Annotated in this window: 21 protein-coding genes; 14 read left to right on the top strand and 7 right to left on the bottom strand. The window is 54.6% G+C overall.

The window, feature by feature from the left end:
- Positions 1-181: 181 nt before the first annotated feature.
- The gene (locus RT197_RS03530; RefSeq protein ID WP_312947245.1) at positions 182-484 is read right to left on the bottom strand and encodes a DUF1161 domain-containing protein; all 303 of its coding nucleotides are present in this window, start codon (positions 482-484) and stop codon (positions 182-184) included.
- A 103-nt stretch (positions 485-587) separates the two neighbouring features.
- Here RT197_RS03530 and RT197_RS03525 point away from each other — a divergent pair, with 103 nt between their 5' ends.
- Positions 588-1298 carry a YnfC family lipoprotein gene (locus RT197_RS03525; RefSeq protein ID WP_312947243.1) on the top strand — a complete coding sequence of 237 codons (711 nt, stop codon included), beginning with the start codon at positions 588-590 and terminating at the stop codon, positions 1296-1298.
- Positions 1299-1312: 14 nt separating this feature from the next.
- Here RT197_RS03525 and speG read toward each other — a convergent pair whose 3' ends face one another.
- Positions 1313-1867 (bottom strand): spermidine N1-acetyltransferase, encoded by a 555-nt coding sequence (speG, locus tag RT197_RS03520; protein WP_312947241.1) that lies wholly within the window; start codon positions 1865-1867, stop codon positions 1313-1315.
- Positions 1868-1894: 27 nt separating this feature from the next.
- The gene (locus tag RT197_RS03515; protein ID WP_312947238.1) at positions 1895-2242 is read right to left on the bottom strand and encodes a DUF1283 family protein; all 348 of its coding nucleotides are present in this window, start codon (positions 2240-2242) and stop codon (positions 1895-1897) included.
- Positions 2243-2396: 154 nt separating this feature from the next.
- Here RT197_RS03515 and RT197_RS03510 point away from each other — a divergent pair, with 154 nt between their 5' ends.
- The 5 genes from RT197_RS03510 (at position 2397) to RT197_RS03490 (ending at position 8125) form a co-directional block, all read left to right on the top strand.
- Complete coding sequence (locus RT197_RS03510; RefSeq protein ID WP_312947237.1) at positions 2397-2723, top strand: YnfA family protein; 327 nt, start codon at positions 2397-2399, stop codon at positions 2721-2723.
- A gap of 108 nt (positions 2724-2831) precedes the next feature.
- The gene (gene rspA / locus RT197_RS03505; RefSeq protein WP_312947236.1) at positions 2832-4046 is read left to right on the top strand and encodes a starvation-sensing protein RspA; all 1215 of its coding nucleotides are present in this window, start codon (positions 2832-2834) and stop codon (positions 4044-4046) included.
- A gap of 11 nt (positions 4047-4057) precedes the next feature.
- A complete protein-coding gene (locus RT197_RS03500) occupies positions 4058-5077 on the top strand; it encodes a Zn-dependent oxidoreductase (RefSeq protein WP_312947233.1) in 1020 nt (339 codons plus the stop codon).
- Between the two features lie 51 nt (positions 5078-5128).
- Positions 5129-6505 carry an MFS transporter gene (locus RT197_RS03495; RefSeq protein ID WP_312947231.1) on the top strand — a complete coding sequence of 459 codons (1377 nt, stop codon included), beginning with the start codon at positions 5129-5131 and terminating at the stop codon, positions 6503-6505.
- Between the two features lie 156 nt (positions 6506-6661).
- Positions 6662-8125, top strand: a complete 1464-nt coding sequence (locus RT197_RS03490) for a fructuronate reductase (RefSeq protein ID WP_312947228.1) — start codon at positions 6662-6664, stop codon at positions 8123-8125.
- Positions 8126-8164: 39 nt separating this feature from the next.
- Here RT197_RS03490 and RT197_RS03485 read toward each other — a convergent pair whose 3' ends face one another.
- Both RT197_RS03485 and ydfG read right to left on the bottom strand, forming a co-directional pair.
- Positions 8165-8851 carry a GntR family transcriptional regulator gene (locus tag RT197_RS03485; protein ID WP_312947225.1) on the bottom strand — a complete coding sequence of 229 codons (687 nt, stop codon included), beginning with the start codon at positions 8849-8851 and terminating at the stop codon, positions 8165-8167.
- An 86-nt stretch (positions 8852-8937) separates the two neighbouring features.
- Positions 8938-9684, bottom strand: coding sequence for a bifunctional NADP-dependent 3-hydroxy acid dehydrogenase/3-hydroxypropionate dehydrogenase YdfG (gene ydfG, locus RT197_RS03480; RefSeq protein WP_312947223.1), 747 nt, complete (start codon positions 9682-9684; stop codon positions 8938-8940).
- A 297-nt stretch (positions 9685-9981) separates the two neighbouring features.
- Here ydfG and dcp point away from each other — a divergent pair, with 297 nt between their 5' ends.
- On the top strand, positions 9982-12033 hold the full coding sequence (gene dcp, locus RT197_RS03475) for a peptidyl-dipeptidase Dcp (protein ID WP_312947220.1): 2052 nt from the start codon (positions 9982-9984) through the stop codon (positions 12031-12033).
- 54 nt (positions 12034-12087) lie between these two features.
- Here dcp and RT197_RS03470 read toward each other — a convergent pair whose 3' ends face one another.
- Positions 12088-12330: a biofilm development regulator YmgB/AriR family protein gene (locus RT197_RS03470; protein ID WP_312947218.1), complete on the bottom strand. Its 243-nt coding sequence runs from the start codon at positions 12328-12330 to the stop codon at positions 12088-12090.
- Between the two features lie 352 nt (positions 12331-12682).
- On the opposite strand from RT197_RS03470, the gene RT197_RS03465 reads away from it, so the two are divergent.
- Entirely contained in the window at positions 12683-12949 is a 267-nt protein-coding gene (locus tag RT197_RS03465) for a hypothetical protein (RefSeq protein WP_312947216.1), read from the top strand.
- Here the strand turns inward: RT197_RS03465 and ftrA are convergent.
- Positions 12946-13971, bottom strand: a complete 1026-nt coding sequence (gene ftrA, locus RT197_RS03460) for a transcriptional regulator FtrA (protein ID WP_312947213.1) — start codon at positions 13969-13971, stop codon at positions 12946-12948. The two genes, RT197_RS03465 and ftrA, sit on opposite strands and share 4 nt — an antisense overlap.
- A gap of 68 nt (positions 13972-14039) precedes the next feature.
- Here ftrA and RT197_RS03455 point away from each other — a divergent pair, with 68 nt between their 5' ends.
- The 6 genes from RT197_RS03455 to urtD all read left to right on the top strand — a co-directional run bounded on the left by RT197_RS03455 (position 14040) and on the right by urtD (position 20650).
- Positions 14040-14444 carry a rhodanese-like domain-containing protein gene (locus RT197_RS03455; RefSeq protein ID WP_312947212.1) on the top strand — a complete coding sequence of 135 codons (405 nt, stop codon included), beginning with the start codon at positions 14040-14042 and terminating at the stop codon, positions 14442-14444.
- Between the two features lie 154 nt (positions 14445-14598).
- On the top strand, positions 14599-15702 hold the full coding sequence (locus RT197_RS03450) for a cobalamin-independent methionine synthase II family protein (RefSeq protein WP_312947209.1): 1104 nt from the start codon (positions 14599-14601) through the stop codon (positions 15700-15702).
- Positions 15703-15886: 184 nt separating this feature from the next.
- Entirely contained in the window at positions 15887-17158 is a 1272-nt protein-coding gene (gene urtA / locus RT197_RS03445; RefSeq protein ID WP_312947206.1) for an urea ABC transporter substrate-binding protein, read from the top strand.
- 47 nt (positions 17159-17205) lie between these two features.
- Positions 17206-18780, top strand: a complete 1575-nt coding sequence (urtB, locus tag RT197_RS03440) for an urea ABC transporter permease subunit UrtB (protein ID WP_312947579.1) — start codon at positions 17206-17208, stop codon at positions 18778-18780.
- On the top strand, positions 18780-19853 hold the full coding sequence (gene urtC, locus RT197_RS03435) for an urea ABC transporter permease subunit UrtC (protein WP_312947203.1): 1074 nt from the start codon (positions 18780-18782) through the stop codon (positions 19851-19853). The genes urtB and urtC overlap by 1 nt, the downstream gene beginning before the upstream one ends.
- Entirely contained in the window at positions 19853-20650 is a 798-nt protein-coding gene (gene urtD / locus RT197_RS03430; RefSeq protein ID WP_312947200.1) for an urea ABC transporter ATP-binding protein UrtD, read from the top strand. The genes urtC and urtD overlap by 1 nt, the downstream gene beginning before the upstream one ends.
- The last annotated feature ends 2 nt before the right edge of the window (positions 20651-20652 follow it).

The following is a 20652-nucleotide window of genomic DNA, read 5'->3' as shown; positions in this document are numbered from 1 at the left end:
TAGTTATCGTTTTAAAAACGTTAACGGCCGTAATTAATATCGGCCTAATGATGGGCATCCTACCTCTTCAGGAGTAAGAGAAATTATCTCTGGTCAAAAACGTGGGGATTTCAGTCGAAAAGCTGGCGTTTAATTGATAGTGCTCACAATATTTAAACGCCAGGATTGAGGTTTTACTTATTTACTGCGGTTCGCTGGTCTGACTGTCCTGCGTGGCACCACCGCTGACCGGATAATTGCCGCTGCTGGTGCGCGTGTAGAGAATTTTATAGGTGTCACTGGCGCAGTGACCGACCACCTGCGCATCCGGCTGGTCGCTCTGATCGTTAGGCACTATCGCCAGCGTAAAGCCAGATTCGGGCACGCCGTTGTTGATGATTTTTTGCTGGATATCACTTTTTACTCGCTCACACGAGTCCGGGGCCGCCAGCGCCGGGGCTGCTGCTGCCACCAGCAGCGCAAGTAACCAACGTGAAGTCTTCATAGTCGTCTCCTGAGGTGTGACATTATTTAAAGGATAGCACATACCGTGTAAACGACTGTATTTGCTATTATAATTGAGAAAGATCCCGAATCAGGTAGATAACGTGAAGAAATTACTCTTATTACTCCCTCTGGCATCCTTACTGACCGGCTGCGATGACCCGGCACCACCTGAAGCCTTCACCCCAGAGATGGCGGGCTTTTCCAGCGAGTTTGACTTTGACCCACTGCGTGGACCGGTGAAAGAATTTAGCCAGACGCTGCTCAATGATAAGGGCGAAGTGGCGAAGCGGGTTTCGGCCTCGCTGTCAAAAGAAGGGTGCTTTGATCTGCTGGAACTGCACGACGTCGAAAATGACTCCGGCGTGGCGCTGATTCTGGACGCCAATTTTTATCTGGATGCCCAGACGCACGAGAAAAAAGTGCGCCTGCAGGGTAAATGCCAGCTGGCTGAAATTCCGGCAGCAGGAATGACCTGGGATACCAACGACCGGGGCTTTATCATCGCGGCGAAAGGTCAGGATGTGCAAAAGGAATATCGCTACGATGCCGATGGCTACCCGCTGGCGAAAGTCACTATCGCCAAAGACAAACGACTGGAAGATGAAATCGATCCTCCCGCCGATCCGCGCAAGAAAATGAATTATACGGCGGTAAGCCTGCTGAATAATCATCCGCTCAGTCGGGCAAAACAGACCTGCGATTACGATCGCCATGATAATCCGCTGACCTGCAAATTGCAGATCACCGACGAAAGCGCAGCCCCGCCGGTGGAAATTGAATACACCATTAAAAACGAAATCAAATATTATTAACCCTGACGCGCAGATTACTGCGCGGTAGGTTTTAACAACGTCGAACCTGATGGCTTGTGCGTCTCCAGATATTCATGCTGGAAAATACACATGCGAATGGTGTTACGATATTCACCGTTGATAAAGAATTCATGAATAAGCTCGCCTTCGATTCTGAATCCCAGCTTGCGGTAAATATGAATCGCCTTCTCATTCTCTTTATCAACGATCAAATAGAGCTTATACAGATTTAACACCGTAAAGCCGTAGTCCATCGCCAGCTTCGCGGCCCGTGACGCCAGTCCTTTACCCTGATGCTCCGGGGAGATAATAATCTGGAACTCAGCGCGGCGGTGAACGTGGTTGATCTCCACCAGCTCAACCAGACCGACGTTATCGCCGTCGCACACGACGACAAAACGGCGCTCACTCTGATCGTGAATATGCTTGTCGTAAAGATCGGACAGTTCAACAAAAGCCTCGTACGGCTCTTCAAACCAGTAGCGCATGACGCTGGCATTGTTATCCAGTTGATGCACAAAGCGCAGATCTTCACGCTCAAGAGGGCGGAGCTTAACACTGTCAGTCATCTGAATCCTTTCCTGCAAAATAATGAATTACGGATTGACTGCCCGCCCGGTGCGGCGATCGAGGCAGCGCAGGGTATTCGGTTCCCAGTAGGCATTCACGTTGGCGCTCTGCTGGCATTTATCTTCAGCGTCAAACGCAACGTCCGCTTTGTCCCACTCTTTTTCCGCACGCTTGTTGACCTTCTGGCGTAAAGTGCGGGTATCGTTCCATTGTTCTTTATCCATCGCCGCATTCTGACGGCTTTGGGCGCTGTCGCCCGATTCAATCACCAGTTTGCTGGTTTCGGCATGGACCGGACCAGAAGCGGTATAAACCACGGCAGCCAGTGCCAGCAGAGCGGTCAGGCCCAGACGTTTATTCAGTGTCATTTTCATTGCAGATCCTTTATTCAGTACCTGGAATAGTACCCATAAGCCGATTTTACCCTAAACCCTTCATCCTTCAAGCTGTGCGATAAAAGCGCGGGATTCTCAGGAAAACCTGATTATGCCGTATCATGTCTGAACAAAACCTCACTGAACCGGGCAAATGATTAAAATTACCTTGTTGTTTTTTGTTACCGCCGTTTGCGAAATCGTCGGCTGCTTTCTTCCGTGGCTCTGGCTGAAGCGCGGGGCTACGCCGTTGTTACTGATACCCGCCGGGCTGGCGCTGGCGATGTTCGTCTGGCTGTTGACGCTGCATCCGGCTGCCAGCGGGCGTGTCTACGCCGCTTACGGCGGAGTCTACGTCTGCACCGCGTTGCTATGGTTGCGGCTGGTCGATGGCGTAAAACTCAGCGTTTATGACTGGCTGGGCGCGCTGGTGGCGCTTTGCGGCATGCTGATTATCGTTGCCGGATGGGGGCGCGCCTGAGCGCCTTTTTTGTGATCGACAACGGCTTTTTCGATCTTAATACTTGTATGGTAGTAGTTCAGTTGCGTAAATTCCCTGCATCCCACGAAAAAGATGTAAGGAACAGAAATGAAAATTATTGCCGCAGACGTTTTTGTCACCTGTCCGGGCCGTAACTTTGTTACGTTAAAAATTACTACCGAAGACGGTATTACCGGTCTGGGCGACGCAACGTTAAACGGACGCGAGCTGTCGGTGGCCTCCTATCTGAAAGATCACCTGTGCCCGCAGCTTATTGGTCGCGACGCGCACCGCATCGAAGACATCTGGCAGTTTTTCTACAAAGGGGCGTACTGGCGGCGCGGGCCGGTCACGATGTCGGCAATCTCAGCGGTGGATATGGCGCTGTGGGATATCAAAGCGAAAGCAGCCAACATGCCGTTATATCAGTTGCTGGGCGGCGCTTCGCGTGAAGGTGTCATGGTGTATTGCCACACCACCGGACATTCCCTTGATGACGTCCTTGAAGACTACGCCCGCCACAAAGAGATGGGCTTCAAAGCGATCCGTGTGCAGTGCGGCGTACCGGGCATGAAAACCACCTACGGCATGTCGAAGGGCAAAGGGCTGGCCTATGAGCCAGCCACCAAAGGGCAGTGGCCGGAAGAGCAACTGTGGTCCACTGAAAAGTATCTCGACTTTACGCCCAAACTGTTTGCCGCCGTGCGTGAAAAGTTCGGCTTTAACGAGCATCTGCTGCACGACATGCATCACCGTCTGACGCCGATTGAGGCCGCGCGTTTTGGTAAAAGCATTGAAGATTATCGGCTGTTCTGGATGGAAGATCCGACGCCTGCTGAAAATCAGGAGTGCTTCCGCCTGATCCGCCAGCATACCGTGACGCCAGTGGCGGTCGGCGAAGTCTTTAACAGCATCTGGGACTGCAAACAGCTGATTGAAGAGCAACTTATCGACTATATCCGCACCACCATCACTCACGCGGGCGGGATTACCGGTATGCGCCGCATTGCCGATTTTGCGTCGCTGTATCAGGTGCGCACCGGCTCGCATGGCCCGTCCGATCTCTCTCCGATCTGCATGGCAGCCGCACTGCATTTCGATCTGTGGGTGCCTAATTTCGGCGTTCAGGAATATATGGGCTACTCCGAACAAATGCTGGAAGTCTTCCCGCACAACTGGACCTTTGATAACGGTTATATGCATCCAGGTGATAAGCCGGGTCTGGGCATTGAATTCGATGAAAAGCTGGCCGCGAAATATCCCTACGATCCCGCGTATTTACCGGTAGCCCGCCTGGAAGATGGCACGCTGTGGAACTGGTGAGGAGAAACAAGATGAAAAGCATCGTTATTAAAAAACCCAATGAACTGGTTATTGAAGAGCGTGATTTACCCATGCCAACGGCGGATGAGGTCCGGGTCAGAATTGAACTGGCGGGTATTTGTGGCTCGGACAGCCATATTTATCGTGGTCATAACCCGTTTGCAAAATACCCCAGGGTGATCGGTCATGAGTTTTTCGGCGTCATTGAGGCTGTCGGGGAGGGTGTCTCTTCGCAGCGTCTGGGTGAGCGGGTGTCGGTTGACCCGGTGATCAGTTGTGGTCACTGTTACCCGTGCACCATTGGCAAACCCAATGTCTGCACCAGCCTTGTGGTATTGGGAGTGCATCGCGATGGCGGCTTCAGCCAATATGCTGTGGTGCCAGAACGCAATGCATGGACTATTCCCGACGCGCTGACCTCGCGCCAGGCGGTGATGGTCGAACCTTTTACGATAGCCGCCAATGTCACAGGCCAGATTAATCCCGGAAAAAATGATATCGCGTTAATCTATGGCGCGGGTCCAATGGGGCTTACCTGCGTTCAGGCACTGAAAGGTGTGTATGGCGTGAAACAGATCATCGTCACTGACCGTATCGATGAACGTCTGGCAATGGCCGAGCAAAACGGTGCCGACTGGACGATTAATAACGGGCAGCAGTCTCTTCAAAAAGCACTGGAAGAGAAAGGCATTAAACCGACGCTGATTATCGACGCGGCGTGCCATCCTTCGATTTTGCAGGAAGCGATTTCTCTGGCATCGCCAGCGGCGCGTATTGCTATTATGGGTTTTTCCAGTGAACCCTGTGAAATTATCCAGCAGGGGATCACCGGAAAAGAATTATCCATTTTTTCTTCCCGTTTGAATGCCAATAAATTTCCAGTCGTTATCGACTGGTTGACCAAAGGGCTGATCGACCCTGAAAAACTCATTACCCATACTTTTGACTATCACCACGTTACCGACGCCATTGATTTATTTGAACGCGATCAGCGCAAATGCTGCAAAGTTTTGCTGACGTTTTCTCAATAAGTCCGTGTAGCCGAAGCGTGGTACACATCTTACCTCTCTGAGATAGCCAATATGACGCAACTTAAACATGAACGAAGCACTAAAGATTTAGTGAGAGCCGCCGTATCAGGATGGCTGGGAACTGCATTGGAGTTTATGGATTTCCAGCTTTATTCTCTTGGCGCAGCACTGGTATTCCATGAAATATTTTTCCCGGAGCAGTCTGCAGCGATGGCGCTTATTCTGGCCATGGGCACTTATGGTGCGGGATATATTGCACGCATTATCGGCGCATTTATTTTTGGCCGAATGGGCGACACCATCGGGCGTAAAAAGGTGCTGTTTATCACCATCACTATGATGGGGATCTGTACCACCTTAATCGGCGTACTGCCGACCTATGCGCAGATCGGCATTTTTGCGCCAGTACTGCTGGTCACTTTGCGTATCATTCAGGGGTTGGGTGCGGGTGCGGAAATTTCAGGTGCAGGCACCATGCTGGCTGAGTACGCGCCCAAAGGGAAGCGCGGCATCATTTCTTCACTGGTGGCGATGGGAACAAACTGCGGCACGCTGAGTGCAACGGCAATCTGGGCGGTGATGTTTTTCGTCCTCGATCGGGAACAACTCCTGGCATGGGGCTGGCGTGTGCCGTTTCTGGCGAGCGTCGTGGTAATGATCTTTGCAATCTGGCTGCGTTTTAACCTGAAAGAGAGTCCGGTATTCGAGAAGGTCAATGATGGAGAACATGCGCCAGCAAAAATCGATCCGCAGCAAAATACGTTAGGCGCCATGTTTAAAAGCAAATCGTTCTGGCTGGCTACCGGGCTGCGATTTGGTCAGGCAGGGAATTCCGGGTTAATCCAGACGTTTCTTGCCGGTTATTTAGTACAAACGCTGCTGTTTGATAAAAGTATTCCTACTGATGCGTTAATGATCAGTTCGGTTATCGGTTTTATCACTATTCCGTTACTGGGTTGGCTGTCGGATAAATTTGGTCGCCGTCTGCCTTATATTATTCTGAATATCTCAGCAATTGTGCTGGCGTGGCCGATGCTGTCAATTATTGTCGACAGCAGCTACAAGCCCGGCGTCATTATGGCGGCGTTAATCGTCATTCATAATTTCGCGGTGCTGGGTCTGTTCGCACTGGAAAATATCACTATGGCGGAAATGTTTGGCTCCCGTAATCGTTTTACCCGAATGGCGATTGCCAAAGAGGCCGGGGGTTTAGTCGCCGTGGGTTTTGGGCCGGTGCTGGCAGGTATTTTCTGCAACATGACCGGTTCATGGTGGCCAATTCTGGCGATGGTTATCATTTATTCTCTCATCGGTTTGCTGTCGGCGTTCCTGATGCCGGAGGTCAAAGATCGCGATTTAAGCCTTGTTAACGATGCCGCCGATGTCACGCACGCCAGCAAAGCCGCTCAGGTTCACCACTACAGTTAAAACTGACAGAAGGGGCGTCAAATGACGCCCCTTCTGACACATTTGGTTACCATTCTAGATGAGGTAGTCGTTAAATCCTGTCGCAAATCATAAAGTGATTTTCGCGACATCGTAATCTAATGAACCACCGTTTCATTTATCAAAACGAGTATTATCATGCAAACCAGATTGTTAAAGGCAAAAGCAACGCTACCCGGCTACGACCGCAGTAAACTGGTCGCCCGCATTGTTCACCTCGGTTTTGGCGCTTTTCACCGTGCGCATCAGGGCGTTTACGCCGATATCCTGGCGTCTGAACACGCCAGCGACTGGGGATATATTGAGGTGAATCTTATCGGCGGCGAGCAGCAGATTGCCGATCTCAGACAGCAGGATAACCTTTATACGGTGGCGGAAATGTCCGCCGATGCCTGGACCGCCCGTGTCGTGGGCGTGGTAAAAGAAGCGCTTCATGCGCAGGTCGATGGACTTGAAACCGTGCTGGCAAAAATGTGCGAGCCGCAAATTGCTATCGTCTCGCTGACCATCACTGAAAAAGGGTACTGCCACTCACCGGCCACCGGACAACTGATGCTCGATCATCCGTTAATCGCCGGGGACCTGGAGCAGCCGCAGCAGCCAAAATCGGCGGTCGGCGTGGTGGTGGAAGCGCTGGCGCGTCGCAAAGCCGCTGGCCTGCCAGCGTTCAGCGTGATGTCCTGCGACAACATGCCGGAAAACGGTCATGTCATGCGCAACGTGGTATGTGCCTATGCTCGTGCGCTGAATGACGATCTGGCGAACTGGATCGAGCAGAACGTGACGTTCCCCTCCACGATGGTTGACCGCATTGTTCCCGCCGTTACGCCGGAAACGCTGGATAAAATCGAGCAGCTGACCGGCGTGCGCGATCCGGCTGGCGTGGCCTGCGAGCCTTTCCGTCAGTGGGTGATTGAAGATAACTTCGTGGCCGGTCGCCCGGCCTGGGAAAAAGCCGGTGCCGAACTGGTGGCTGACGTCATTCCTTTCGAAGAAATGAAGCTGCGTATGCTCAACGGCAGTCACTCCTTCCTGGCGTATCTCGGCTATCTGGCGGGCTATCAACATATTAATGACTGTATGGAAGATGAGAATTATCGCCGTGCCGCCCATGCGCTGATGCTTCAGGAACAGGCTCCGACGCTGAAAGTTCAGGGGGTTGATTTACGCCGCTATGCGGATTTACTGATTGAGCGCTACAGCAACCCGGCACTGCGTCACCGTACCTGGCAAATCGCGATGGACGGTAGCCAGAAGCTGCCGCAGCGTATGCTCGACTCCGTGCGCTGGCATCTGGCGAATAACGGTCATTTCGATTTGCTGGCGCTGGGCGTCGCGGGCTGGATGCGTTATGTCGGCGGTGTGGATGAGAAGGGCGAAGCGATTGAAGTCTGCGATCCGCTGCTGAATGTCATTCAGGCGGCGGTGAACGCCAGTGAAGAAGGAACCGCGCGCGTTCAGGCTCTGCTGGGCATTGACGCCATCTTTGGCACCGCGTTGCCTGATAACAGTGAATTTGTGGCTAAGGTTACCCAGGCGTATCAGTCGCTGCTGGCGCAGGGGGCGAAAGCCACCGTGGCGCACTATGCTTCCGGGCGGTAAAAACCAGGCCGGGCGGCGCAATGCTGCCCGGCTTAGCCTTTAATCTTCACTAAACCAGTCGCTGTTTTCCTGACGGATCAACTCCACGGAACCGCTGATTTCCTGCAAATGCAGCGCCATCGCATTCTCGACCGCATCGGCATCGCGCTGTTGTAGCGACGTAAAAATGTCCAGATGCTGGCGCAACAGCATTTCCGGCGGCGAAACGTGATCGAGACTCATATAGCGCACCCGATCGATCGTCGCCTTGATGTTTTCGACGGTGTCCCACGCCAGCTGGCAGTCGGCAATCAGAGCCAGCTTCTGGTGAAACTCATCGTCAAGCTGAAAGAAATCGTTAAGCTGCTTACGCTCAATGGCGATGCGCTGCTGATGCAGATTCTGTTCAAGCTGATAAATATGATTGTCATTAATCATGGTGGCGGCGCGGCGGGCCACGGCTCGTTCAATGGCCTGGCGTACAAAGCAGCCATTACGGACCTGCGCCAGCGAAATTTTATTCACGTAGCTGCCGCGCTGCGGGCGGATCTGAATCAAACCGTTTTCCGCGAGCTTTATAAAGGCTTCGCGCACCGGCTGACGGGAAACGTCGAAACGCACTGAGATCTCTTTCTCGGAAAGCGGCGTGCCGGGCGCAATCAAACAGTGGACGATATCCCGGCGTAAAATACGATAGATCTGCTGATTAACAGGCTGTACTGGATTCAGTTGCGTTTCGAAGGTCATTCGTTCTTACTTTTTAAAAGGTTAACCGGCTAACTTTACCACCGTTTCGCATGATTCTGTACCCGGCCTTGCGACCGGGCGATAAATTACCCTTTGTACACGCTTAAGCCCGCCAGGGTCTGACTGACTGGCATCATTTCCAGGGTATTAATGTTGACGTGTTTCGGCAGGGTGGCGACCCACCAGACCGCTTCTGAAACGTCTTCAGCGGTGAGCGGATGGGCGTTTTCATAGGTTTTACTGGCTTTCTCGTCGTCGCCTTTAAAACGCACGTTGGAAAACTCAGTGCCACCGACCAGTCCTGGTTCAATATTGGTCACCCGCAGCGCCGTTCCGTGCAGGTCGGTGCGCAGGTTAAGGCTGAACTGACGGACAAACGCTTTGGTAGCACCGTAAACGTTGCCGCCTGCGTAAGGCCAGCTTCCGGCCGTGGAACCCAGATTAATAATGTGGCCGCGATTGCGCTCAACCATGCCAGGCAGCACCGCGCGGGTCATGTACACCAGACCTTTATTGTTGGTGTCGATCATGTTTTCCCAGTCTTCCACGCTGGCCTTGTGGGCGGGCTCCATGCCGAGTGCCAGTCCGGCATTGTTCACCAGAATATCGATTTCACGCCATTCGGCGGGCAGGGAGGCCAGTTTTTCTTCAATCGCCGCCCGGTCGCGCACGTCTAACTGAAGCGGAAAAATCGCCTCGCCCAGTTCTTTTTTCAGCGCCTGCAAACGTTCTTCGCGACGTCCGGTGGCAATGACTTTATGCCCGTTTTCAACAAAGCGACGAGTGATGCTTTCACCGAAACCCGCCGTTGCGCCTGTTACCAGAATAATCATCTTACTGTTCCTCAACGCTTTTTATGTTGTATACCCGTTATACTTCATGTTGCAGGTACGTTGACTGCGTTTACTCACCCGAACCACTTACAACAGTAAGCTCATCGGGATTCGTTCTCATGCCGCCTTCCTGCAACGTGAATTGTTCAGGGTATATAACCTTAACATGTGTTCCCTGATTGAAGGAAACCGAAGAAGTGTGGCAAAAAAATGCCGCCTGCGATTGGATCAACGAGGCATCCACGTTATTTTTGTGCGAATGACCGAAATACCGCCACCGGGCTTCTGGAGAAAATCATGCTGGAAAATAATCCGTTTTTACACGTCAGTTCCTTGCCCTGGCAGGCTCCGCCTTTTGACCAGATTGATGACAGCCACTACCGCCCGGCGTTTGATGAAGGGCTGCGGATAAAGCGTGAAGAGGTTGCGGCGATTGCCCGTCAATCCGCCGCCGCCGATGTCGACAATACGCTGGTTGCCCTTGAGCGCAGCGGCCAGTTACTTAACCGCGTCACCAGCGTCTTTTTTGCGATGTCACATGCGCATACTAACGATACAATTCAGGCGCTGGACGAAGCCTTTTCCGCCGAACTGGCGGCGCTGGCGAACGATATTTACCTCAACGATGCGCTGTTTCAGCGTATCGAAACGATCTGGCAGCAGCGGCAGTCGCTGGGGCTGGATGCAGAATCACTGCGGCTGGTGGAGGTGGTCAGGCAGCAGTTTGTACTGGCGGGGGCGACCCTCGGCGAAGCGGATAAATCGGCGTTGAAAGCGTTAAATACCGAGGCCGCCACCCTGACCAGCCAGTTTAATCAACGCCTGATGGCGGCGAACAAAGCGGGTGGGCTGGTCGTTGACGATCCGCATCTGCTGGCAGGGCTTAGCGACGAAGAAATTGCCATTGCCGCTGCCACTGCACGCGAAAAGGGGCTGGCGGATCGCTGGCTGCTGCCGCTGCTGAACACCACCCAGCAACCGGCGCTGGCAGCGTTAAGCCACCGCCAGACGCGGGAAAAACTGTTTACCCTCGGCTGGTCGCGGACGGAAAAAAACGATGCCAATGACACCCGCGCGCTGATCCTGCGGCTGGTTGACGTCCGGGCAAAGCAGGCCGAGCTGTTGGGCTTTGGCAGCTATGCAGGCTGGAAAATTGCCGATCAGATGGCAAAAACGCCGGATGCGGCCCTGGCGTTTATGCGTAAAATCACCCCTGCCGCGCGTAATCGTGCGCAGCATGAACTGAGCGAAATTCAGCAGGTGATTGACAGTCAGAGCGGCGGTTTTAGCGCCCGCGCATGGGACTGGGATTTTTATGCCGGGCAGGTGCGCCAGCAAAAATATGCTTTTGACGAATCCGCCGTCAAACCTTATCTCGAATTAAACACGGTGCTGGAGGAGGGCGTTTTCTGGACCGCCTCACAGCTTTTCGGCATCCGTTTCGTTGAGCGCCATGATATTCCGGTGTATCACCCCGACGTGCGCGTCTGGGAGATTTTCGACAATAATAATGAAAGCATGGCGCTGTTCTACGGCGATTTCTTTGCCCGTGAATCCAAGAGCGGCGGGGCGTGGATGGGCAATTTTGTTGACCAGTCCACGCTGCTCGGCACTGGGCCGGTGATTTATAACGTCTGCAACTACCAGAAACCGGCGGCGGGTCATAGCGCGCTGATTTCCTGGGATGATGTGATTACCCTGTTCCACGAGTTCGGTCATACCCTGCACGGTTTATTTGCCCGTCAGCGTTATGCCAGTCTTTCCGGGACCAATACGCCCCGCGATTTCGTGGAGTTCCCGTCGCAAATCAACGAGCACTGGGCAAGGCATCCGCAGGTATTTGCCCGCTATGCCCGTCATCACCAGACCGGGGAGCCAATGCCGCAGGCGCTACAGGAGAAAATGCTGAACGCTGCGCATTTCAATAAAGGCTATGAAATGACCGAGTTGCTCAGCGCCGCGCTGCTGGATATGAACTGGCACAGCGTCTCGTCAAGTGAAGTGCCGGACGACGTGAACGCCTTTGAAACCGCGGCGATTCACCGGGAAAACCTGGATTTACCTGCCGTGCCGCCACGCTATCGCAGTAGTTACTTTGCCCATATTTTTGGCGGCGGCTACGCTGCGGGTTATTACGCCTACCTGTGGACGCAGATGCTGGCGGATGATGGCTATCAGTGGTTTGTTGAGCAGGGCGGATTAAGTGCGCAGAACGGTCAGCGTTTTCGCGAGGCGATTTTGTCGCGCGGCAACAGCGAAGATTTAGAAGCGCTTTATCGCCAGTGGCGCGGTAGCGATCCGCGCATTGAGCCGATGTTACAAAATCGTGGATTAAGCGGTCTTAACTAAAATAAAAGAACGGGCAAATGCCCGTTCTTTTATGGGTACGCAGACTGACTTAAGTTAAATATCGTCAGGGGTATTCAGCACAACCATTTCTAATGCACTGCGGTAGATGTCCAGTTTGACGATATCGGATTCTGTTTCCAGCCGTACAATCAGCTCCAGAATGATATCTTTATTATTCACAACGGTTTTTTTAGACATAAGATGTTGCGTAATCTCAGAAATGACTTTTTGCCCGGCATCATCATGACTGTAAGGAAACGCTAACGGGGAGCTATGGTCGACTTCTTGTGTAGACATTTTGTATGTTGCACCGTGCATAGTTAATAATTGTGGGGATCACCCGACGTTGCGGGTGGTCTTAAAATCAACGTATTTAAACTAGTCACAAACCGGCAAATGTACAAATGCGAAAGCAAAAATAATTTTAAAAAATCTAAATAAATAACAATGCTGTAACTTTTTTCATCGGGTCAGAGAGACAGCGGCCTCCCGGTAAAAAAAACGCCCCCACCGATGGCGAAATAACCCCACCACAACTATTCTCAAATTATCTCCCGAAAGGGAATGCACGGTGAACAAAACCTGCCCATCCTGGTGCTGTTTTTTTGATCCCGCTGCTTAGCGACACTGACAATAAATAAGGATGCTTATGCTATGGCTTGAACAAGGTCTCTACGTCAGGATGCAGGAGCTGGAAAATGGTCCGCGCCCGCTGCCCCTACAAAGCGGCTTTAATAGTGAAACGGCTTATCGCGTGTTGGGATGTTTTAACCCGTCAGAAACCTCTGATGCCTACTACATTCTGGCAAACGACCGCGATGAAATTTGGTTCATCTGCAACCGCCATATCCGGGTTGTTGAACTGAATAACGACATCAAAGACTTCCGCTACACGCTTACAGCCCTTCGTCATTAATCTTCTGTCCGGGCCGCCGGGACGCTGGCGGCTTTACTCTTATCCTCCCTCTGCGCTTTCCGGTACTGCACGGGCGATACCCCGAAATGCTGGCGGAAATGGTGGCGCAACCCGCTGGCATGACTGAATCCGGTCAGTTCCGCAATGGCGTCAACAGAATGGCGGCTGGTGGTCAGATAATCCTGGGCGCAGCGCAGGCGCTCACGCAAAATCCAGCGGGCAGGCGTGGTGCCGGTTGCTTCCTCAAAGCGCCGGAGCAGGGTGCGGGGACTCATTCCGGCTCGTTGCGCCAGTGAATCCACACTGTGCGGCCGGGCAAGATGCTGGTGAAGATAGTCAAACAGCTGGCCCAGGGAGCGGCTTTCCCGCGCCTTCGCTACCGGGCGCTGCGTCTGCTGGGCCTGCGAACCGTCGCGATGTGGTTGGATCACCAGCCGACGCGCCACGCTGTTCGCCTTCTCCAGACCAAAATCCTCACGCACCACATGCAGACAGAGATCGATACCCGCCGCGCTGCCCGCCGAGGTCATTACCCGCTGCTGATCGATATACAGCACATCGTTAATCACATGAATGTCGGGAAAACGCTGCTGTAAAATCCCGGTATAGCGCCAGTGGGTGGTGGCTTTCAGGCCCGCCAGCAGCCCGGCCGCCGCCAGCACGAATACCCCGGAACAAATCGACACCATCCGGCAGCCGCGGGCGTGTGCCTGGCGTAAGGCTTGCACCAGGGGCTCAGGCACCGGCGCATCAGGGCTGCGCCAGCCAGGCACGATGATGGTATTCGCCAGGCTTAGCAGATCCAGCCCGCCATCGGTCATGAGGCGAATGCCGCCCGTTGCCCGCATCTCCCCGGCGTCTACGGCAGCGACGCTAAACTGATACCAGTCGTCACCAAATTCCGGGCGCGGCAGCCCGAAAATTTCGACCGCCACGCCAAATTCAAACGTACACAGCCCGTCGTAAGCCAGGGCGACAACATGATGCGGGCAATTTGTCATAATTCGGGCGTTTTCTGGCATAGCGGAGGGCGGTCTTCCAACGGTTTTTTTGATGAGATAATGGGTATCATAAACCCGGAGAATATACCATGAGTGATGTTACCCGTTATCCCGCCGCCAGCGCTGACGCCGCAGCCGACCATTTTTCCCGCCGACTGAGTTTCGAAACCGACTGTTCGGACGTCTACCACGCCATGGCGCAACGGCAGCAGGATTTTGTGTTGCTGCACGCCATCGGCAGCCCGCAAAGCTTCGCCCGCCAGCATATTCCCGGCGCGCTGCATCTGCCTCATGCGGAGATCAACGCGCAGCGCCTGGCGCAGTGGCCGGAAGAGACGCTGTTTGTCGTTTATTGCGCCGGACCGCACTGTAACGGGGCGGATAAAGCCGCGCTAAATATTGCCCGGCTGGGGCGACCGGTGAAAATCATGCTGGGCGGGATGACCGGCTGGCAGGATGAAGGTTTTGCTTTTAACGTGGCTCCTGAAGCATGAACGTGAATATTATTCACGTCATATGAAAAATTCTCCTTTGCACGGCGGGCGGTATTATGTCATCTTTCGGACATATAGCCATCCAGAAGTCTGGATGTTCACAAAGTGAATTATCACTACAGGCAATTACTCTGGCTGTAGCAAAGGAGAAAGTATGTCAGCTCAACATGGTCCGTACCGCGCAGATATCGTCGGCAGTTTTTTACGCCCGGAAAGCATTAAGCTGGCGCGTCAGCAGCTGGCAAAAGGGGAGATCTCCGCCCGGCAACTGCGTGCGGTGGAGGATTCAGCGATCCGCGAAGTCGTCCAGCACCAGTGTGACTGCGGCCTGCATGTCGTCACCGACGGTGAATTCCGCCGCGCGTGGTGGCATTTCGATTTCTTCGACGGCTTGCAGGGCGTTGAGCGTTACGATTCCGACAAAGGCATCCAGTTTAACGGCGTGCAGACCAAAGCCCACGGCGTGCGCGTGACCGGCAAACTGGGTTTTGGCGATCACCCGATGCTGGAAGATTTTCGCTATCTGAAAAGCATCAGCGGCAGCGCTGAACCAAAAATGACCATCCCGTCACCGAGCGTGCTGCATTTTCGCGGCGGACGTAAAGATATTGATGCCAGCGTTTACCCGGATCTGGCCGACTATTTTGACGATCTGGCAACGACCTGGCGTGATGCGATCCATGCCTTTTACGCGGCGGGCTGCCGCTATTTGCAGCTTGATGATACCGTCTGGGCCTATTTATGCTCGGACGACCAGCGTCGCCAGGTGCGCGAGCGCGGCGAAGATCCTGATGAACTGGCGCACATCTATGCCCGCGTGCTGAACCGCGCTTTGGAAGGTAAACCCGCAGATCTGACCATCAGCCTGCACGTTTGCCGGGGCAACTTCCGCTCAACGTGGATCTCAGAAGGCGGCTACGAGCCGGTGGCAGAAGTGCTGTTCGGCTCGGTAAACGTTGATGCCTTCTTCCTGGAATATGATAACGATCGCTCCGGTGATTTTGCCCCACTGCGCTTCATCCGTCCGGGCCACCAGCAGGTGGTGCTGGGTCTGATCACCACTAAAAATGGCGAACTGGAAAATCCTGAAGGGATTAAAAGCCGGTTGCAGGAAGCGGCAAAATACGTGGATTTGAAACAGATTTGCCTCAGCCCGCAGTGCGGTTTTGCCTCCACGGAAGAGGGTAATTCCCTGACGGAACAGCAGCAGTGGGACAAAGTCCGTCTGGTGACGGGCATTGCCGCCCAGGTCTGGTAATCACTTTACCCGGTACGGCGTTGCACTTTTATAAGGCAACGCTGTGCCAGAATAACGCTTTTGCCTCCATTCTCTGCGCGACCCTGCCGCATCTTCACGCATTTTCATACCTGGCATCCTTTTTGCCTTATCTCTCCTGAGTCAATTCTTTGGTCTGGGTTTTTTGAATATTCAGGAGTGAATTATGCAACGTCGCACGTTATTAAAAGCCTTCGCACTCTCCGCCTCTGTCGTCAGCATGGGAATGACCTTTAGCGTCTATGCTGCGGATACCATTAAAGTCGGCATTATGCATTCGCTGTCCGGGACGATGGCGATTTCCGAAACACCGTTAAAAGACGTGGCGCTGATGACCATTGATGAAATCAATGCGAAGGGTGGCGTGCTGGGCAAAAAGCTGGAGCCGGTGGTGGTTGACCCGGCGTCTAACTGGCCGCTGTTTGCTGAAAAAGCACGCCAGCTTTTGTCCCAGGATAAAGTCGCGGTGGTCTTTGGCTGCTGGACGTCCGTTTCGCGTAAGTCAGTTTTGCCGGTGTTTGAAGAGCTGAACGGGCTGTTGTTTTACCCGGTGCAGTATGAGGGTGAAGAGATGTCGCCTAACGTGTTTTACACCGGCGCGGCGCCGAACCAGCAGGCTATTCCGGCGGTGGAGTATCTGATGAGCGAAGATGGCGGCAGTGCAAAACGCTTCTTCCTGCTGGGGACTGACTACGTGTATCCGCGCACCACCAATAAAATCCTGCGCGCTTTCCTGCATTCAAAAGGCGTGCAGGATAAAGATATCGAAGAAGTGTATACCCCGTTCGGCCACAGCGATTATCAGACCATCGTCGCCAATATCAAAAAATTCTCGGCGGGCGGCAAGACGGCCGTGGTTTCAACCATTAACGGCGATTCCAACGTTCCCTTTTATAAAGAGCTGGCGAATCAGGGGCTGAAGGCCACCGACGTGCCGGTAGTGGCGTTCTCGGTGGGCGAAGAAGAACTGCGCGGCATTGATACCAAACCGCTGGTTGGCAATCTGGCGGCGTGGAATTACTTCGAATCCATTGATAATCCGACCAACCAGAAATTTGTCGCCGATTACAAAGCCTGGGCCAAAGCCCGCAAACTGCCGAATGCGGATACCGTTGTGACCAACGATCCGATGGAAGCCACCTGGGTGGGGCTGCATATGTGGGCGCAGGCGGTTGAAAAAGCCGGGACCACCGATGTGGATAAGGTGCGTGACGCGATGGCAGGACAGACTTTTGCCGCGCCGTCCGGGTTTACGCTGACCATGGATAAAACCAATCACCATCTGCACAAACCGGTCATGATTGGCGAAATTGAGAATAACGGCCAGTTTAACGTGGTCTGGCAAACCGAGGAGCCGGTCCGCGCCCAGCCGTGGAGTCCCTTCATTCCCGGAAACGATAAAAAATCTGAAAGCCCGGTAAAAACGGCAGGTCAATGATTTTTTGCCCTCCCACGGGAGGGCCAGTTTCTGGAGAGACGATGATGATGAACGCCATGCGCATACTGTGCGGTTTATTATTCCTGACCGGGCTACTGTCCGTAAGCGCGCAGGCGTCGGATGCGGACGATTTTGTGGCCGCCAGCCGGACGCAACAGGCTACGCTGCTGGAGCAGTGGGCCGGAAAACCCCAGGCGGCGCGCATTCCCTTTCTACGGGCGCTGGTTGCTGAAAACCTCAGTGCCGACAGCCAGCACCACGCCTTTACGCTGCAAGGCGATCGTCCGGTTGCGTTGGGTGAGGCGAAGGCCGCAGAGGGCAACCTTAAAAAAGTACGTCTGACCAATCGCCTGCGCACGCTCGCGGCTGCAACCCTTGCCAGCCATCTGATAATAAGTGACAACGTCACAGAAAGGCGGGCCGCGGCAAAAACATTACGCCGTGATGCCCAGCCTGCCATGTTGACATTGCTGGAGCAGCGCGCGAAAGCTGAGCCGGATGACAGCGTGCGCGAAGAATTAACCCTCGCGCTGGCCATATTGCAACTGGCCAGCCCGGACGCTGCGCTGCGCCGCACGGCGGCTATTACGCTCGGAGAATCAACCGATCCCGAAATCCAGTCGCGGCTGGTGCCCTTTACCGACCCGCAGAACGAGCCTGACGCCAGCGTGCGCCAGGCCGCCGCAGACAGCCTGAAGCAGATTAAACAGCGGCTGCTCTTAGGCGACCTGCTGGGTCAGGCATTTATGGGACTGTCGCTGGGATCGATTCTGCTGCTGGCGGCGCTGGGACTGGCGATCACCTACGGGCTGCTCGGCGTCATCAATATGGCCCACGGCGAAATGCTGATGCTGGGCGCGTACAGCAGCTGGCTGGTGCAGCAGGCGATGAGCCAGCTTACGCCGCAGTGGCTGGCATTTTATCCGCTGGTGGCGCTGCCGATTGCTTTTGGCGTAACGGCGGGTATCGGCATGTTGCTGGAGCGCACTGTTATCCGCCATTTGTACGGCCGCCCGCTGGAAACGCTGCTGGCGACGTGGGGCATCAGCCTGATGCTGATCCAACTGGTGCGGATGTTGTTTGGTGCCCAGAACGTTGAGGTCGCAAACCCTGGCTGGCTGTCCGGCGGAATTCAGGCGTTGCCGAATCTGATCCTGCCATGGAACCGGGTTGTGGTGCTGGGATTCGTCCTGCTGGTGCTGTTCTTTACCTGGCTGATCCTCAATAAAACGCGGCTTGGCATGAATGTGCGGGCGGTCACGCAAAACCGGGCGATGGCAGCTTGCTGCGGCGTGCCGACCGGGCGCGTTGACATGCTGGCCTTTGGCCTCGGCTCCGGCATTGCCGGACTTGGCGGCGTGGCGTTATCTCAACTGGGGAATGTCGGCCCGGAACTCGGTCAGGGGTATATTATCGACTCCTTCCTGGTGGTAGTGCTGGGCGGTGTCGGCCAGCTTGCCGGTAGCGTCGCGGCGGCGTTTGGTCTGGGAATATTCAATAAAATTCTCGAACCGCAAATGGGCGCGGTACTCGGCAAAATCCTCATTCTGGTGCTGATCATTTTGTTTATTCAGAAACGTCCGCAGGGGCTGTTTGCCCTGAAAGGGAGGGTCATCGATTAATGAGCCAGCCTTTAACGTTAACGGTGGCGCAGAAAGCGCCACGCACTCTGCGCGTGGTCGGCGGCCTGCTGATGGCGGCGCTGTTGATCCTGCCATTTCTGGCGCTGCTGCCCGCCGATCACCCGCTGGCGCTCTCAACCTGGGCGCTGACCCTGACCGGAAAAATCCTCTGCTACGCGGTGGTGGCGGTGGCACTGGATCTGGTCTGGGGCTACGCCGGATTGCTGTCGCTGGGTCACGGCATCTTTTTTGCCCTCGGCGGCTACGCGATGGGCATGTATCTGATGCGCCAGGCCGCTGGCGACGGTTTGCCCGCGTTTATGTCCTTCCTTTCCTGGAGTGAACTACCGTGGTTCTGGTGGGGAACGCAGCATTTTGCCTGGGCACTGGTGCTGATCGTGCTGGTGCCGGGGCTGCTGGCGCTGGTGTTTGGTTACTTTGCGTTTCGCTCGAAAATCAAAGGGGTCTATTTTTCCATCATGACCCAGGCGCTGACCTTCGCCGGGATGCTGCTGTTTTTTCGTAATGAAACCGGCTTCGGCGGCAACAATGGCTTCACCGGCTTTACCACTCTCCTCGGATTCCCCGTGGCGGCGACCTCAACCCGCGTGGCGCTGTTTCTGGCGACGGTGCTACTGCTGATGCTGTCGCTCTGCGTGGGATATGCGCTGGCCCGGAGTAAATTCGGGCGGGTTCTCACCGCCGTGCGCGATGCCGAAAACCGGCTGATGTTCTGTGGCTACGATCCGCGTGGCTTCAAACTGCTGGTCTGGACTCTGTCCGCCGTGCTTTGCGGGCTGGCGGGTGCGCTGTACGTTCCGCAGGTCGGGATTATCAATCCTGGCGAAATGTCGCCGACCAATTCCATTGAGGCAGCGATTTGGGTGGCGCTCGGCGGACGCGGCACGCTGATCGGCCCGGTGCTGGGCGCGGGTCTGGTGAACGGAGCCAAAAGCCTGTTTACGGTGGCGATGCCGGAATACTGGCAACTTTTCCTTGGATTGATATTTATTGTGGTCACGCTGTTTTTACCGCGCGGCGTTATTGGCCTGCTGCGAAAAGGAGAGAAGTAATGCAACCTGATGCCGGTCTTTTCACTCGCCAGCAACCGACCGACCGTTTTCGCGATCGCACCGATCCGGTTCTCCAGCTGGAGAACATCAACGTGAACTTTGATGGTTTTCAGGCGCTGACTAATCTCTCGCTGCAAATCGGCGTGGGCGAACTGCGCTGCGTGATTGGTCCAAACGGCGCGGGTAAAACCACGCTGATGGACGTGATCACCGGAAAAACCCGGCCACAAAGCGGCCGCGCGCTTTACGACCAGTCGCTGGAACTGACCCGGCTCGACCCCATTGAGATTGCCCGGCGGGGGATCGGACGGAAATTCCAGAAACCCACGGTATTTGAAGCGCTGACCGTTGCCGAAAACCTCGAACTGGCGCTCAAAACCGATAAATCCGTGCTGGCGACACTGCGCGCACGCTTAAACAGCGAGCAGCAGGATCGGATTGACGAAACGCTGCGGCTGCTCCGCCTGCATGGCGAGCGCGATCGTCGTGCCGGGCTTTTATCCCACGGGCAAAAGCAGTTTCTGGAAATCGGTATGCTGCTGGTGCAGGAGCCGCATCTGTTGCTGCTGGATGAACCTGCCGCAGGAATGACCGATGCGGAAACGGAATATACCGCCGAACTGTTTCGCCAGCTGGCGGGGAAGCACTCGCTGATGGTGGTGGAGCATGACATGGGGTTTGTAGAGACCATCGCCGACCGCGTGACCGTGCTGCATCAGGGGCAGGTGCTGGCAGAAGGCTCATTGCGGGAAGTGCAGGCCAATGAACAGGTGATCGACGTTTATCTTGGGCGCTGAGG

The organism is Superficieibacter sp. (assembly GCF_032071645.1).
Classification (GTDB): domain Bacteria; phylum Pseudomonadota; class Gammaproteobacteria; order Enterobacterales; family Enterobacteriaceae; genus Superficieibacter.
This window is presented reverse-complemented; position numbering and strand designations above follow the sequence as displayed.